The sequence below is a fragment of the Flavobacterium ammoniigenes genome, from assembly GCF_020886055.1.
Lineage (GTDB): Bacteria > Bacteroidota > Bacteroidia > Flavobacteriales > Flavobacteriaceae > Flavobacterium > Flavobacterium ammoniigenes.
The window spans coordinates 131,316-148,792 of sequence record NZ_AP025184.1; the positions used below are offsets into that span (position 1 = coordinate 131,316).

Sequence of the window (17,477 nt, forward strand, 5' to 3'; positions counted from 1 at the left end):
CTTGAAGAGTTTGTACAAAAGTGGTTATGAAGATATATATGAAGTTGCTAGAATTAATTCATACGTGATTATTCCAATTGGTGCAGACAGAATTGTGGCAATAGTAACAAGTGTAAGAGCCATAGATGAAACAGAATTAGGGAAAAATAAAGAAGCAATATTTCTAACAAAATCTGCAAGATATTTAGTCGCTACCATGATAGGTACAATTGAAAACATTGGAAAGTACGTTCAAGGTGTTTATAATTATCCAATTCTCGACAATCCAGTTTGGTATGTAACACGGCAAGACTTGGATAATATTTTTGACCAAAAACAGAAAACAGAAATAGATTTTGAAGAAGATTATTATTTACCAATAGGCACTTCCCCATCGTTTTCAGACTATAAGATTAAAATTAACCCAGACAAATTTTTCGGAAAACATGCTGCAATTCTAGGCAACACTGGTTCTGGAAAGTCTTGCACGTTCGCTTCTATAATACAAAGCATGTTTGATTTTGAATATAACGGCAAGAAATTACAAAATGCTCACATAATAATTTTTGATACGAATGGTGAGTATAAAAAAGCTTTTCAAGGCACTAAGGAAACACCCTATAAAAAACTGAATGAAGTAAACGCTTTTCAAATTGACAAAAACGGAATGAAAGTTCCATTTTGGTTCATGAATTTTGCTGATTTTGATTTCTTGTTTGAACCAACTTCTGGAACACAAGCACCCGTCTTCAAAAGAGCATTAGGATTAGCAAAAAATCAAAAAGTAGTTGGTGCAAAACCAATCCTTGATAAATTTTCTGAAAGAGGTATTTTAAGTTTATTTGATGGGTCGCCAGACGACATTAAAAAAAAGAAAAAATATAATGACTTTGGTACATGGAAATACAAAGCTGATAATGAAATTCTTGGACTGGCAAATACTATCACTCCAAATGGAAACCAACTTCTGGTTGAAATTCAAAATGCTTTATTAGTATTGGGGGCAAATAACACCTTGAGCGATGAGAATAAAGCACTACAAGAATTAGAAAGTAAATATTTAGAGTATTCAAGTTTACAAAATGTTGAGCAAATTGCAATCGAGAAAAATATTGACTTGCCTATTTGGTTTAATTTTCAAGACCTTATAACTAGATTTTTTGACGAAGCTATTAATGAACAAGAAAACTCGGGTAATAGATTAAGGGAATTTGTTTCAACATTGCGTCTAAGACTCCAATCTTATCTGGGCGATGAGAGGATTTCTCAACCCCTACTCCTTAATCAAACTGAAGAAATTAAAAATGCTTTGGCTAAATTCATTTCCTTTATTTTAGGTGACTTTTGTAAAGTTTATAAAACGGAGGAAACAGATTTATTCACCGAATTCTATAAAGAACAATTGTCAAAAGAGGGAATTGAAAAATTAGTTGCTAATAAACCAAGCCAAGTAACAATTATTGACATGTCACTACTACCTTATGAAGTATTAGAGACCGTTACTGGTTTAATTGGTAGACTAATTTTGGAATTTGTTTCACGTTTTCCCGAAAGTGACAGAGGTAAATTACCAATGGTTATTGCTCTTGAAGAAGCACAAAATTATATTCCAGAAAAAAATCGTGGCGATAGAGAATCCATTGCAAAGAAAGTCTTTGAACGAATTGCCAGAGAAGGACGTAAATATGGAATTTCATTACTTGTTTCAAGTCAACGACCTTCAGAATTATCAAAAACAGTGCTTTCACAATGTAATTCATTCATTATTCACAGACTTCAAAACCCAGAAGACCAAAAATATGTTCGACAATTGGTTTCAGCGGCAAATGAGGACATACTGCAACAATTACCTATTTTACCACAGCAACATGTAGTTATTATGGGTGACGCTGTTAGAACACCAGTACAAGCAAAAATGAATACGGCTAATCCAAGACCGAATAGCAATAATCCAAAATTCATTGAGAACTGGACAATGGACTTACCAAAAGACTTTCCGAACTACGAAAAAATAGCAGAGGCATGGGAGAAAGGTGAGAAATACAATCCGACAATTAATGATCCAGAAGCCTGACATGAGAAAAGCACGAGGGCATAACAGGGGTTTTGCAAAAGCTGGGCTTCAGTGCTAATTTGAACATTTGGAATTCTAATGAACATTGTGCTAAATTTGAACATTCGTACTTCTAATCCCAGCCTTCGCAAAGCCCCAAAACGTTACCTACTATTATGAGAGAGCATTACAAATACGACATAGGAATTGTTCATTTGAAGGACAACATAACGACAACTATCTCTCGAAAGGATTTAGAAGATGAGGGCATTAGGACAAAGTATAAAGGGGAAAAGATCACTGACAAAACGGGTGAACTTTTGCTTTTTATTAGAAATAGAGGAAAAAGTTCACATTTTTTTTCTAGAGGAATTTCACGTAAAAACATTAGAAGTCGTAAAAATTTCACAGAAGACCATAAAAATAAAATTCAGATTCTTTTAAACTTTCTAAACGCTAGAGACCGAGTAATAATTTGCTGTTATTATTTTGAAAATAAGAAACCAGTTTTAGACACCATTTTTTCGTTTAAAGAATATTTATTTGCAAAAGAAGTCAAGCAATCTATGAACAAACTAAACTACTTTATTTCAGACATTTATGGAATTAGTAAAAATTTGAATAACACTAACAGAGAACCAAATATTGCGATTGAAGTAATTGACACACATTTTCCAGACCAAAAAACATTTGATTACTTTCGAAAAGCAACAAGCGAAACTCCGTTAATTATTTTATTTTATTATTTAGAACATGAGCCAAAAATTAACTGCATGTACAATAATAATGGAGAGAATAATAATGGAAAACTTAGAGTTAGTCATTATATGCAAGACGGCTCGTTTTGGATAGGAGATGAAAGAATAGAAGAAAAGGATTATTCTTATATAAAAACATACAAAACCGCTATTGATTTTACAAACAATAATGAATATTATAAGGCAATAAATGAACTTGAACTTGTGAAATTAAAAAATAACAGCAGGTAACAGCAGTTTTGCAAAAGCTGGGCTGAAGTGCTAAATTGAGCATTTGGAATTCTATTAAACTTTGTGCTAATTTGAAACTAAGTGTCTTTAACGCCCAGTAGTCTTCGCAAAGCCGCAAAACGTTAGCCGTAATTATAAAACACGAACCTACAATAAAAGACGATGGAAATTGATATTGAAAAAAAATCACAAGAATTAAAAGAATATGTAGGTCAATATGAATCAACCAAATTTTTAGGAGATATAACATTTCTAATACAACATATTCGTTTTGACAAACCAATAAAAAATTTACAAGGCCTTTCATCTCCACAAAGACAGTTATTCTATTTAGCGGCTTTGAATATAACTTCAGAACCAAAACAAAAAAGTAAATTAAAATTTCAATATAGTGATGAAGAATTTGAACATATAAAAAGCCTTTTAAATGAAATTGAATTAGGATATAATAACTTTTTCTATCCTAAAAATGAAAGTGAATTGAATGATGAATGGACAATGAAAAGAATGGTAGCGATGCCAACGTTTTTAAGTTATTTTAATCAAGGACAATTAAATTATGAAGAACAAGTCATCGAACGAGTAATAGATTACTTTCTACCTTTCGATAATGAAATATCAAAACACTTTGGAATAGGAGTTCAGGAATTTGTAGACATTTATAATTTTATAGACACATTTCCGAACGAGTATCTTAACGAGAAAATTAATCCAAAGGAAGGTCAACAAACATGGGAAGAGTTTTGTGATGAAATGAAAAACAAAAATCTGATGCCTTGGGAATGGAACGAACACTTGCCAGAACATTACAAAAATTTGTTTAGTTTCATTTCTGACAATGGTCAAACGCATAGATACTCAAAGCAAAAGTTAGTTGATAAGTTTGGTGAAATTAAAACTTCTGCATTTTTAAATACACTCACCTGTAAAAGAGAAAAAACAAATTTTTTATATTATACAGAAACAAATATTTTGCATTACAAACCTATATTCGATATTGGTAACGAAGAATTTCAAGCAATTGAAATGAAGCAAATTATTCATGCTATTTTTAACAATTTGTTTCAATTTTGCGATACTCCAATCCTTAGAGAAAAATTCTATAAAAACAGAGGAAATAAATTAGAAGATAAAATTGAACAAGTTTTTCAGGATTTTTTTAATAATAAGGCTTCAATTTTTAAAGGTTATTATACACAAGATGGAAATGAGCAAGATCTATTATTTTTAATTGATGGATTAGCTTTAATTATAGAAGCCAAGGCTTCAAAAAGAGATGAACCAAGAAGAAATCCAGAAATGGCTTATCCTTTAATACTTTCCAATTTTGAAGAAACTATTCAAAAAGGTTACGATCAAGCCTACAGAGTAAAAGGCAAATTTTTAGATAGAGAAATTTTGAAAATCTATAATGATCAAAAACTTCAAAAACATTTATTAGATGTTAAAACAAAAAATTATCATAGTTCATTTTCTATAATAGTTACACTTGAAAGATTTGGACAAATACAAACTGATTTAAATGAATTATTGGAAATTTGGGATGATGATGAATTTCCGTGGAGTGTTTGCATAGATGATTTAGAAGTTTTCCTTTTACAACTAAAAAAATTAGGAAAAAGTAAATCAGATTTAACAAAGTTTTTGAAATTTAGAGAAAACTTACATGGGAGAATTATTACAGCCGACGAGCTGGAAATATGCGGAGTTTTTCTAAACAAAAGCATTGATAGTAAAACCTTAAATGGAAATAAAACTATTGCATTAACACCAGACCATTCTGATATATTTGACGAAACTTATCAAAGAAAAGGTCTGGGATTGAAGAATGAAAAAAATTTAGAAATAAAGACAAGTAATAAATATTTACCTTTTGGTGGTTACTAATAAGTACTACCGCCAACAGCCGTTTCATGAAATTGCGGGGCTTGGGATTTATCAGAATTGGTAATTTTTGAAACTAAATTTTGTCAATAATTTTAATTTAAAGTATTGAAAATCGGCAACTTCGTGAAGCATCGACACGTTATGCACCATTATAAAACACACCATCAAAAATATGAGAATAGGAATACTTATAGGAATTAGCGAATATGAAAATTATAACAACTTACCTGGTTGCGAAAATGACATTAATGCTTTATCAGAAGTTTTAAACACTTCAAAAGAATTTGACGAAATAAAAGTATTCAGTAAAAATGTTAAAAGTAATATAGTTAAGTCCGAATTATCAAAATTATTTGAAGATTGGAAGAACCAAAGTATTGAAGAATTGTTTTTCTACTTTTCAGGACACGGAAGTTTTTTAAGTAACGAATTTTATTACATCCTTTCAGATTTTGATGAAAGTCAGAAAAGACAAACATCACTTCAGAATTCCGAGATAGACAATATGATAAAGAGCATTAAACCAAAAATGGTTACTAAAGTTATTGATGCTTGTCAATCTGGAGTTTCATACATTAAAGGGAATAGCAATATTGTTGAAAAGTATTATTCAAAAACAGCTGACAGTTTTGATAAATGCTATTTTCTTCATTCAAGTATGACTTCTCAATATTCGTATCAAAATGACAAATTAAGTGATTTTACGAAAAGTTTTTTAAAGGCGATTAATAGAAGTGACAAACCTTCCATTCGGTATAAAGACATTATTGATTTCATATCGGATGAATTTGAAAAAAGCACTGACCAAACACCTTTTTTTATAACTCAAGCTGACCACACAGAACGCTTTTTAGATACTTCTCCAGAATTACAAAATGTTCTTGCTAAATACATTATTGAATCAGTAAAAGAGATTGAAAAAATAAATGAAGAAGATCCTGTAAAGTATAATTCATATATAGATAAAATTAAAAAAGAGGCGGAAGTTTATTCAACTCAAGAAGATGTTTCAATTCTTCTTGAACAAGTCAAAGAACTTATTGAAGAATCGGAACTGAAAACTGAAATCAATGAATTGTATGAGTTCAAGTTTACATTCGAACATAATTTAAGATATCTACCAAAAGGATTCTTAATTGCTAGATGGTTAGAGGATAATCCTAATGATTTTTTTGCAAAACCTGATTACGAACAAACATCCTATCAAGAGGAAGAAACAAGAGCTAATCCTTTTGGGAGTATTGCCAGTATGATGAGAGGGAATAAAATTGTTACAAAATATAGAAATGACTTAAAAGGTTTTGAACAACCGATTGATATTCCTTATAAATATGTAACTATAGATTTTAAACCGTTGTTTCCGAATTTGAAACAACACGCTTTGTTATTAACTTTTTTAATATCGAAAAAGGATATTAAATTTTTCTACGCATTCACAGGTTATAGTGAAACTGATTGGAGTCGTAAAGAGATTATTACAAATTTTAAATGGAGTTCTTCTGATTTCCAAATAAAACAGACGGAAAAAATATTGGAATTTATTAAAAACAAAATATCGGAAACAGAAAATAAATTGGTTGAAATAATTAAGGAAAAATTTGAACACGAAAAATAACGGTGTATAACAAGGATTTTGCGTCTGGCGGGCTGAAGTACAAAATTCAACAGTAGTTTTTGAAATTAAATTTAGTAATAATGTCAACTTTGTGCTTTAAATTTTCCGCCTGAACACAAAGCCCTGAAACGTTACCTGCAAGTTTCGAGAACACTCGATAAAAATGGAAAGACTTCAAGAAATATTTTCTAATCGTGAAATTGCACTTATTTTTTGGTATGTGCTATTAATACTTTTTTTTCTTTTAAAAGGTGTTGGAAATTCAGTATTGGGGTTACTCAGGTCATTTTTTGCTTCACAGCTTGCAATAATTTATCTCTTAATGACTTTATACACAATCGGTTTAATTTACATTTTATATCAAGTAAATCTTTGGGACAAAAATTTAATTAAAGATTCTTTAATTTGGTTTGTCACTTTTACCTTTGCTAATCTTTTCAAATCAATTAAAAAGAGAAATATGTTTGAATTTCTTGAAACAATTAATGAAATTTTCAAGCTTACTATTTTTATAGAATTTATTGTAAATTTTAAAAGTTTTGGGTTAGGTATTGAATTAGTTATGCTACCGCTAATCACATTTATAGGCATTGCACAATTTTTATCTGAAAAAGAAGATAAAATAATAGCTAAAAATTTCTTCTCAAAAACTCTTTCTCATGTTGGTATTATTTACTTAATCACCTCGCTATATAATTCAATCAAAGAATATGAAATTTTCTTTTCAAATACAAACTTAAACTCGCTTGTTTTACCAGTATTACTAAGCTTTTTCAGTTTACCTTTCTTTTATTTATTACCTGTTTATTCAGAATATGAGCAATTATACATGAGAGTAAATTTTAAATCACGGGACAAGAAAATTCAGCGTAAAATAAAATGGGAAATATTTAAATGTGCTGGACTAAATTTGGATATGATTTCAAAGCTAAGAGATAAGCTAATATCATTTGAACTATATGAAACAAAGGATATAAAAGTGCATCTCAATAAAATAAAAAAAAACTGCAGGTAACTACGGTTTGCAATAATTGCTTAGTTACCTTGATGTTTTTTCTTCACAGAAATATTTATCTTTAACAGAAAACAATCCGTTTAATAGCGTCAGAACCATCACGAAAGCTCGGGACGTTAAAGTTACTCATTAACAATACACATCCAATAAACCTGAAAGAAATATCATCGTAAAATGGCACTCAAAAGAAAACTAATATACATTGACGAAAAAGACGTAACCGATAAAATTGAAAAATATTCGTATAAAGGTGACAGATGCGTTATTGTTTTCAAAAACAACAGCCAAGAATTTTCTTATGGCAAAAACAAAGTAAAAATTGTAAAGACAGCATTAAGTGGAGATAAAGCTTTTGTCCTTTTTAAATACTTAAAGGAAATTGCTGGCGCAATTAGACTAACAAAAGAAGAAAGCGAGAGTATATTATCAAAAAATTATGATAGCATTTCTGAAATTCCCGAAGACTGTATTCTTTCAAGTTTTTTAAATGGTACTTTACCTCCAAGTAATAACAATTCTGTTAATCCTGATTTTTTTCCATTCGGCTTTAATTTAAGTCAGCGAAATGCTGTGAATACAGCATTTTCTAATAATTTAAGTGTAATTGAAGGTCCCCCTGGCACAGGAAAAACACAAACCATTTTGAATATTATAGCTAACGCCGTTTTAAATGGACAAAGTGTTGCTGTTGTGTCAAGTAATAACTCTGCAACAAAAAATGTTTATGAAAAGCTCGAAAAGAATGGTATTGAATTTATAGCTGCACTTCTTGGGAATTCCCAAAATAAGCAAGAGTTTATCGCCACACAAAAGGAAATACCCGATTTATCGAAATTCAACTTAACCAATATACAAAAGACCGAAATAAAAGAAAAAGCCTCAACGCTTGTTACTCAACTTTCTGAAAATCTTGATAAGAAAAACGAATTGGCAACTTTAAAATTACAAATTGACAACTTCAAAACAGAATACGCACACTTCAAAGAAACTCATAAAGCCAAAACAAAAAAAAATGTAGAATTCAAAAAGAATATCACATCTGAAAAAATACTGGAATTATGGGTTTCTTTAGAAATAGTTGGAAAAAATCAAAAAAAAATAAACTTTATCAAAAGGTTTATTTATCGGCTAAAATACGGAATTAGGGATAAAGCTTTCTACACAAATACACTTGATAAGATGATTTTCATTTGTCAGTCTAAATATTATCCAACCAAAATTCGTGAACTCTCAAATAGGATAGAATTTTTGGAACATTCTCTGAAAAATTTTGCATTTGACAGCAAAATGAAAGAATACACAGAAATATCAATGCAACTTCTCAAAGCAGAATTAAGCAAACGATACAATCAGCAAAAGCGGGAACCATATACCATTTCAGAGCTTCGTAGTAAATCAAGCGAGTTTATCAAAGATTATCCTGTTATTATGAGCACAACTTTCTCAATAAGGCAGAGTTTATCAGATAAATTTTTATATGACTATGTAATTATTGACGAAGCTTCGCAAGTTGATTTAGCAACGGGAGCTCTTGCTTTGTCCTGTGCCAAGCGAGCAGTGATTGTTGGAGATACTAAGCAATTACCAAATGTAGTGACAAAAGAAATTAAAATAGAAACAGATACTATTTTTAATTCTTACAAATTGAAAAAACAATATTGTTATTCAAATTACAGCTTGCTATCTTCTATTCTTGAATTACTCCCAACTGTCCCAAAGACACTTTTGAAGGAACACTATCGTTGCCACCCAAAAATCATAGAATTTTGTAACAAAAAATTTTATGATAACCAACTTATTGTCCATACAGAATATACAACCAAACGTCAACCACTTATCGTTTACAAAACACCACAAGGAAATCACGCGAGAGAACTGATGAACCAAAGGCAAATAGATATCATAAAGGAGGAAATTATGCCCAATGAAAAACTTGAAAATGTAGATTTAGGTATAGTTACACCTTATCGTAATCAGACAAACGCATTACAAACAACATTTCATGGAACTTCGATAAAAGCAGATACCGTTGATAAATTTCAAGGCAGAGAAAATGACGTTATCATACTTTCAACCGTTGATAATGTAATTTCAGATTTTACAGACAATCCTAATCGTTTAAATGTAGCTGTTTCCAGAGCTATTGAACAACTTATATTGGTTGTCAATGGAAATGAAAGTGAAAATGACAACAACATTTCTGATTTAATAAAGTTTATTGAATACAACAATTTCTCTATTGTTCAAAGCGAGTTAAACTCAATTTTTGATTTGTTATATAAAGGTTACGAAGAAGAGCGAGCAAAAATTATTCGCAAGACAGGCAAAGTTTCGGAGTTTGACAGCGAAAATTTAATGTTTGGTCTAATTAAAGAAGTTTTAGCAGATGAGAAGTTCTTGAAATATGACGTTATTCCACATTTCCCAATTAATCAGCTTATCAAAGATTTTTCTAAGTTAGACGAACAAGAAACTAAATTCGCATCAAACCCATTAACCCATTTAGACTTTTTGATATATAACAAACTTGGCAAAATACCTATACTTGGAATAGAAGTAGATGGATTTGAATTCCATAAACTAGGAACACAACAATCGAGGAGAGATAAAATGAAAGACGGAATTTTAGACAAATATAATTTCCCTATTTTGCGTTTTAATACAAATGAAAGCAACGAGAAAGAAAAATTAAAGAACAAGTTAAATGAATTAAAATCAGCAAAATGTATCTAGATGAAGTACTTTCAGCGGTTTTGAAAATGCAAATGAAATACTTCAATGAAAGTTTAATATAAGGCTGAATTTTAAAGTGCTAATATCGAAATTTCATTTAAATATCCGACATTTAATACGCAAAAGTGAGCGGTGATTTTACCAAACCATGAAGAAAAATGACAGATAAGAAGAATCAACATTACATTCCGAAATTCTATTTGAGGAAATTTTCAATTGAAAATAACGAAAGGCAAATCGGTGTATTTAATATAGATAATAAAATATTTATTCAAAAAGGCAAACTCAAAACCCAAGGTTCAAAAAATTTCTTTTATGGACAGGACGGTGTAATTGAAGACCATTTATCTGAAATAGAAGGGCATTTAGCTAAAACTTTAAAGAATTTAATTGCTGATAATAAGGTTCCAAAAAAACTTTCAAATGAACATATTAATCTTTTACTTTTTATTGTTCTAACCGATTTAAGAAATCCCGTTATGATAGGTTTAATGAGAGAATCATTACAACAAGTAAGAAACCATATCAATGAACTTGACCCAAATGCAAATCTCGATAAATTTGTTCCTAATCTGACTCATGAAGATGCAATTAAATTGTCACTCAGTAATATACCCGAAGTCTTGAATGAAATCACAGATTTAGAATTTAAAATCCTGACAAATACAACAAATAAACCATTCATAACATCAGATTTTCCAATAGTTAAATACAATCAGTATCTAGAATTAAAAAAATGGATCGGCTCTAAATCTGGATATAGTTTGGATGGACTTCAAATATTTATTCCAATAACATCTGAATTAATTTTGGTTTTTTATGATTCCTCAATATACAAAGCTGGTTTTAAAAAACAAAAAAACATTAACATCACTGAGGAGAGCGATGTAAACAGTCTAAATATTTTACAATTTGTAAACTGTTTAGGGACGATATACTTCAATGAGAGAGCTAATGAAAGCTATATTAGATATCTTGATTCAATAGCAAATAAATTTACTCGTGCTAATTCAGCAAAATCAAGTTTAAGCTTTCTATTTAAAGATGGGGTTGATACAAAATTACTAATTAAAGAAGGGAAGAATAATTTAATTGTAATGGGGTCAACTGATGTTGAAACTAAATTAAAGTTAACCTTTATGAAAATACATTCAAATGGGAAAGTAAAAAAATTAAATAATTCTATGGCACAACTTAGAAAACATTCACAAAAATTAAGTAAATTATAAAAACACTAATAATCTACGCAAAAGTCAATTTGGGCACTTGGCTTATTTTGTAATTGATTTTGTGTTTGAAGGGTTTGATAAACACCTAAAGTAAACTTTATTTTTTTTCCAATTAGTTCAAGCCTAAAAATTGTAGTAGCTATAATAAAAACACCAAATGAAAATAACCGAATTTAACGGCGAATTATTCAAAGATTTCATTGAAATTGTTCATCGAACAATGAAAGAAATACATAACCATCCCGAATATAACCTAAGCAAAAACAATTATAATTTACTAAGTCACGAAGGAAAATATGCTGATAAAGTCTTTAGCATTTATTCTAAAATAACAGAAGTTAAAGAAGATTTGAGAAAAATTGAAATTTTTCTTCGTCGTTTTCCATTAAAAAAATTTTATGAAGAAAACGAAATTTCTCATTTAGATTATATTAAATATCATACCGAAGTTTTCTATCACAAATCTAATACACTTTTAGATTTGTTTAAATTAATGGTAAATGAAGTTTATGAGCTTGGATATTCTGAAAAAAAATGTACTTGGGGAAACTTAATAAAATCCGAAATAGTTAAAGAAACATTGTCAATAAAAGTAATAGAATTTTATCATAAAAGTTTTAAGCATATTATTGAAGCTAGAAATTTTAATACCCATCGTGGAATATTTAAAGATTCCGAAAAAGACGATATTCAAAGTTCAATGATAATTTACAAAAATTCAGAAAAATTCAATATAGAAATAGGAGATGACTTCAGAAAAATGATGCCTAAATTTTATTTAGAATATAAACTTAAAAAATATAAAAATGACAAATTATTGTACATCAAAAGCGGTAATAATGTCGCAGAACAATACATTAATTTTTTTATGAATGTAACTATTCCTGAATTTTTAAAAAGAGCAAAAGAAAAACAATAACGGCTACTTAAAGCAATTTCAAGAAATGACGAGGCACACAAATTAAACTATAGGGATTGAAATATATAGAGACCCTATAACTGTCTCTATAAACAAAACTGAACTTTTGACTTTTGATATGTCCTTCAAAAAATTAATAATAGATTTAAGGTTAAATTTTTTAATAAATCTATACTTTATTTATTTAGATTTAAATAATAAAAACTACAACCAAAAATAAATCCTTAACACTGCATTGAGTACAAGCAAACTTTTGGAAAAACAAATTGACCTTCTATTGAGGCGTTTTAATTGAGTACGGAGGCTCAGGTTTTTTCTTTCAATTCTATTAGTTCCAAAGCGAGTGACTTTATGAATAGTGTTGTGAATTAAAAATTTGTAGTGAATCAACCCATCAGTATAAATCCTTTTGGGATTGGAAAGTATTACGGTTTTAATGACTTGATTGAGTGTTTTCTTTGTTCTTGAACCAACAGCAAAACTAATTACATTTTTGTTGATTCGATCTAAAGCATATACAATCCAAATTACTTTGCCTTTATGCCGTAAAAAAGTTCTCATCTCATCTACTTCATAGATTTGACCCGAACTAATGGGTGGCGATTGAACTCCTTTAGAGATAAATACTATCCTTTTTAGTAAAGTGGAGGTAGAGATACCTAAAACTCTAGCAATACTTCTAATTCCCATTCCTTCTTTAATTAGCGTTATGATATTGGCATTGATTTCTTTACGACAACCCTCACTTGTATAAAAATCGATACATCGTTTCGTGCACGTTTTACAATAAAATTGTTGTTTTTGGTTAGCAGTAAACCCATTTTTAATAAGTGTAGGAGCAGTACAATGAGGGCAAATTTTAGTATCACTAATTTTGATACACGAGGACTGATGAAAAGTCATTTTAGAAGATTTAAGAGAAACTAAATATACAAAAGGAGAGACATACAGCCTCTCCTTTTGTAAAATAAATTAACTTAAACATTGATTATCAATATAGTAACATATTGATTTGGAGTCATCACTAATTTTGATACATTACCGTGGTAAAGGGGCAATGCTTCATTAGAATAGGATAAGTTAGGTTAGTACGATTTGGAAACTATGGTGTAATGACTCAATAGCAGATAACAATAACAGAAATAAAAATGCCATCAAGAATACACATTTACAAATTTTGAAAACAATAAGGAGAATTCCAATTCGTATTAAAGCTAAATAATTCCATATAGGACTAAATGCTAGAAAGTTAGTTTTCAATCCCTTTTTTTTGTAAAATTGTATTCCCCTCAATGATACTAATGAATACTAATTTGTAATGAAATATGGTTCCAAACGTCTTAAAATCAATTCGATTAGCTAGAATTGAAAAAAACCACACCCAAGAATTTATTGCTACAAAACTAAGCTTAACCCAAAGTTATTATGCTAAAATTGAAAGAGGTAATGCTAAACTTACTTTAGTTATGTTTCTCCAACTCTTAGATATTTTAGAGCTTGATTGTGTCGATTTTTTTAAACAATTAAAAAAGAAAAATCACAAACGATGTAATTGTGGGTGCCAAAGAGAAAGGTTAAACCCTAAAAAAATAAGTGGAAATCACTATACATAATATTATAAAATTAATCTATAGAGGCTATCTAATGGTAAATTATTATTAAGTAATTTTAATTTTATGGCAATAATTAGATTGTATTAAATATTATTAATTGACTTACTTGATGTTTTTTTTCATATAAAAAATGCCATTAAAAAGAAATTCAATTGATAATTCTGGAACCACGCTTCTATTTTCCATTCCTTCTTTAATTAGCATTATGATATTGGTATTGATTTCTTTACGACAACCCTTACTTGTATAAAAATCAATACACCGTTTCGTTCACATTTTACAAAAAATTGTTGTTTTTGGTTAGCAGCAAACCCTTTATAAATAAGTGTAGGAACAGCACAATGAGGGCAAATTTTGGTATCACTAATTTTGACTCGAGCTTTTGCGAACTGAACGAAGTTATACACGATGACTGGTGAAAAGCCATTTTAGAAGATTTAAGAGAAACTAAATATACAAAAGGAGAGACATACAGCCTCTCCTTTTGTAAAATAATTTGACTTAAGTTTTGATTGTCAATATAATAGCTTGATCAATTTAATCTATCACTAATTTTGATACATTACCTTATTATTTGCCATTAGTTAAATTAATAGAAAAAATGACTTTAGTACCAGTTTTATTTTCATTGTTCAAATTAAACCACTCTATTTTATATTTATTTTTACTAAAATAATTTAAGACTTTGATCCTGTCTTTAATATTGTTACAAGCAAAAGAGTTATTTTTAATTAAATACTCTTTATTGTTGATTTTGTCTAAATCAACACCTATACCATCATCTTCAATTTCAATAATTAAGGTATTGATTATTTTCTTTACATTAATAATTAAATTACTTGTTTTATTTAAATTACTATAACCGTGCTCAATGGCATTTTCTAGCAAAGGTTGTAATAACATTACTGGTATTTCGATACCTTCTAAATCTAGATTATCATCAATATTTATTGTGCATACTAAATTATTTATTTTTCGAATTTGCTCTAGTTCTAAATATGATTGTAAATAATTAATTTCATCTTTAAGTGTAACTTTCTCTTTGTTTAATACTTCTAATGTTATACGAAGTAATCTGGAGAACTTAACAAAATAATTATTGATTTCTTTATCGTTTTTTGTAAAAATAACACTTTGCAACCCATTTAATGTGTTAAACATAAAATGAGGATTCATTTGAGACTTTAAAGCTTTAAGTTCTAAATAATTAATTTTGTTTTGTAAATAATATCTTTTATTTGCCTTGTTTTTAAAATATAAATAAAGTACAACAATAATTAAAATTATTAATGCTATTACAATAAATGAAAAAAGTGTAGTTTCCCAAAAATAAGGCTCTATGTAAAAGTTAATTTCTTTTATTTGATCTTTATATAAGTTTTCAGAAGTTAATTTTAGGGTTAATTTATAATGGCCGGGTTTAAGGTCTTTATAAGTAAAGCTTTTATTTGATAATTCTTCCCACTTATGTTTTATAAATGAATTGTCATTCTCTAAACGAATAAATTTTTTAAAATTTTTCTCGTTTTCAAATGTGTTAACATTAAATAAAAAATTTAGAGTATTTGTTTTTCTATTCAATTTAATTGTTTTATCAGTATATGTAGGAAATTCTAAACATTCAAAGTCTATCTCCGCTTTAGATTTAGTCTTTATATTTATCTTTTTTATTTTGGTAATTCCATATTGACTATAGATATAAATAAATTTACTATCAATATTTATATTTTTATTTCTTGAATCAAGGATGCCATCTTTACTTGATTTTACTTTTAATAAAGCAAGCTTATTTTTTACTATCTCATAAACATGTAAAGAGTTTGTAGTTAAAACATAGATAATATTTTTTTCAACTTTTATATCAATAATATTTTTATTATTATTAACTTTTTGGACTGTTTCTAATTTACTATTAAGAAGAAATAATCCATTAGAATTTGTACCAACTAAAAGTAAATCATTATATTTTTCAATTACATTGACATACTTTATCTCTCTTTTTGTGTGAAATTTATCATAAATTGATTTAGAAATTATAAAATCTTCATTTGAACAGTAAAATTTGTCATTAATTTTTACAAAATCTTTAAATCTAATACTATTCTTAATTGATAGTATAACACTATCATTTATATTTAAACTTGCCCCTTTCGAATAGATTAATTCATTATCAATAATTTTTGAATTTTTATTTGCAGGGGATTTAAATTTTTTAATTAATGAGTAACTATTAATATCGTAATAATAATGTGATTTATTTGTACACAAAATTAATTTTTCATTATTAACTATGATTTTGTATAATGCTTCATTTTTAAAAATATCTATGACAGAAAATTTATTATTAAGGTCAAAAAAACCAAACTCGTTATTATTTGTTATTAAGAAAAACTTATCCTTATATTTAATCCCATATTTTATGGATGAAAATTTGTTTTTGAAAATAAATTCGCTGTTATATGATGAGATTTGATCATAATTATTTGGCACAAAAATTAATTGATTATCATTGGTAATAACCCATATATTTTTTGATTTATCTATAAATGTGAAATATATTTTATCATTATCTATTGGTAAACTTGAATATAATTTTGTTAGTTTATAATTGTATACATTATCTTTTAAAACAATAATTTTATTTTTAGAATCATACATATATGTATAATTATTTTCAAAATCCCTACTCAGAATTTTAATTTTTTTAACTTCCTTTGTTTTAAGAAATTTATTCCATTTACCATCTTTTAAAAATATAATATCATTACTAATTATTCTGTTTAAAGAATGATATTTCATTAAACTGTAATCCTTAACAAAAGTAGGTACTGTTGAAGACAGATTGGGATAAAAAACGTAACCCTTAGGTACATTTATTCTCCTATTCTTATAAATTACAAAAAAATTCAATTTCTTTGCATACCTATATACTTCTAGACCATTATCATTATAGGTCATTATCCTTACTCTATTTAAATTGAGTGGTAAGCTTTCTAATTTATTATTTTTTGTTATGTATTTTATATTTACAAAATATGGATTTTTAAAAAAAATGGTGTCCTTGTTTTCATATAAGTACTCTAGAGTATTATACTTTTCGCTATTCTTTACCTTTACAACTTTATCTTTATAAATATAATATAAACCAAAATAGTATCCAGTTAACCAAATTCTGTTCCTTGAGTCAATTTTTATTTTAAAAATATCATTTGATGGTAATCCATTTTTAACGGTAAATTTTTTAAAACTATTTCCATTGTACTTAAAAATACCATTATCAGTAGACATCCAAAAATAATTATTTAAATCTTCTTCAATGTTGTAAATAATTTCAGAATTTAAATCTCCATTTTGATTAAAGTATCTTATTGTTTCATATTTTTGACCGTAAATCATAAAATTTAAACTAGCAAAAAAAACTAAAAAAAAATATTTCATAAATAAA

11 protein-coding genes are annotated in these 17,477 nt (G+C 28.0%); 9 read left to right on the forward strand and 2 right to left on the reverse strand.

Annotated elements, in window-relative coordinates; genetic code table 11:
* Window position 1 precedes the first annotated feature (1 nt).
* The 8 genes from LPC21_RS00605 (at window position 2) to LPC21_RS00640 (ending at window position 12,419) form a co-directional block, all read left to right on the forward strand.
* Window positions 2–2,053, forward strand: coding sequence for an ATP-binding protein (locus LPC21_RS00605; RefSeq protein WP_229317411.1), 2,052 nt, complete (start codon window positions 2–4; stop codon window positions 2,051–2,053).
* 155 nt (window positions 2,054–2,208) lie between these two features.
* A complete protein-coding gene (locus tag LPC21_RS00610) occupies window positions 2,209–3,021 on the forward strand; it encodes a hypothetical protein (RefSeq protein WP_229317413.1) in 813 nt (270 codons plus the stop codon).
* A gap of 162 nt (window positions 3,022–3,183) precedes the next feature.
* Window positions 3,184–4,908, forward strand: coding sequence for a hypothetical protein (locus tag LPC21_RS00615; protein ID WP_229317415.1), 1,725 nt, complete (start codon window positions 3,184–3,186; stop codon window positions 4,906–4,908).
* A 172-nt stretch (window positions 4,909–5,080) separates the two neighbouring features.
* On the forward strand, window positions 5,081–6,523 hold the full coding sequence (locus tag LPC21_RS00620) for a caspase family protein (protein WP_229317417.1): 1,443 nt from the start codon (window positions 5,081–5,083) through the stop codon (window positions 6,521–6,523).
* A gap of 163 nt (window positions 6,524–6,686) precedes the next feature.
* Window positions 6,687–7,538 carry a hypothetical protein gene (locus tag LPC21_RS00625; RefSeq protein WP_229317418.1) on the forward strand — a complete coding sequence of 284 codons (852 nt, stop codon included), beginning with the start codon at window positions 6,687–6,689 and terminating at the stop codon, window positions 7,536–7,538.
* 174 nt (window positions 7,539–7,712) lie between these two features.
* On the forward strand, window positions 7,713–10,271 hold the full coding sequence (locus tag LPC21_RS00630; protein WP_229317419.1) for an AAA domain-containing protein: 2,559 nt from the start codon (window positions 7,713–7,715) through the stop codon (window positions 10,269–10,271).
* 158 nt (window positions 10,272–10,429) lie between these two features.
* Complete coding sequence (locus tag LPC21_RS00635; protein ID WP_229317420.1) at window positions 10,430–11,500, forward strand: DUF4238 domain-containing protein; 1,071 nt, start codon at window positions 10,430–10,432, stop codon at window positions 11,498–11,500.
* Between the two features lie 157 nt (window positions 11,501–11,657).
* Window positions 11,658–12,419 carry a Cthe_2314 family HEPN domain-containing protein gene (locus LPC21_RS00640; RefSeq protein ID WP_229317422.1) on the forward strand — a complete coding sequence of 254 codons (762 nt, stop codon included), beginning with the start codon at window positions 11,658–11,660 and terminating at the stop codon, window positions 12,417–12,419.
* A gap of 204 nt (window positions 12,420–12,623) precedes the next feature.
* Here the strand turns inward: LPC21_RS00640 and LPC21_RS00645 are convergent, their stop codons facing one another.
* Window positions 12,624–13,322 (reverse strand): IS1 family transposase, encoded by a 699-nt coding sequence (locus tag LPC21_RS00645; protein WP_229317423.1) that lies wholly within the window; start codon window positions 13,320–13,322, stop codon window positions 12,624–12,626.
* 422 nt (window positions 13,323–13,744) lie between these two features.
* On the opposite strand from LPC21_RS00645, the gene LPC21_RS00650 reads away from it, so the two are divergent.
* Window positions 13,745–14,032, forward strand: coding sequence for a helix-turn-helix domain-containing protein (locus LPC21_RS00650; protein WP_229317425.1), 288 nt, complete (start codon window positions 13,745–13,747; stop codon window positions 14,030–14,032).
* A 570-nt stretch (window positions 14,033–14,602) separates the two neighbouring features.
* On the opposite strand, the gene LPC21_RS00655 is transcribed toward LPC21_RS00650, so the two are convergent.
* A complete protein-coding gene (locus LPC21_RS00655) occupies window positions 14,603–17,470 on the reverse strand; it encodes a sensor histidine kinase (protein ID WP_229317427.1) in 2,868 nt (955 codons plus the stop codon).
* Window positions 17,471–17,477: the final 7 nt, after the last annotated feature.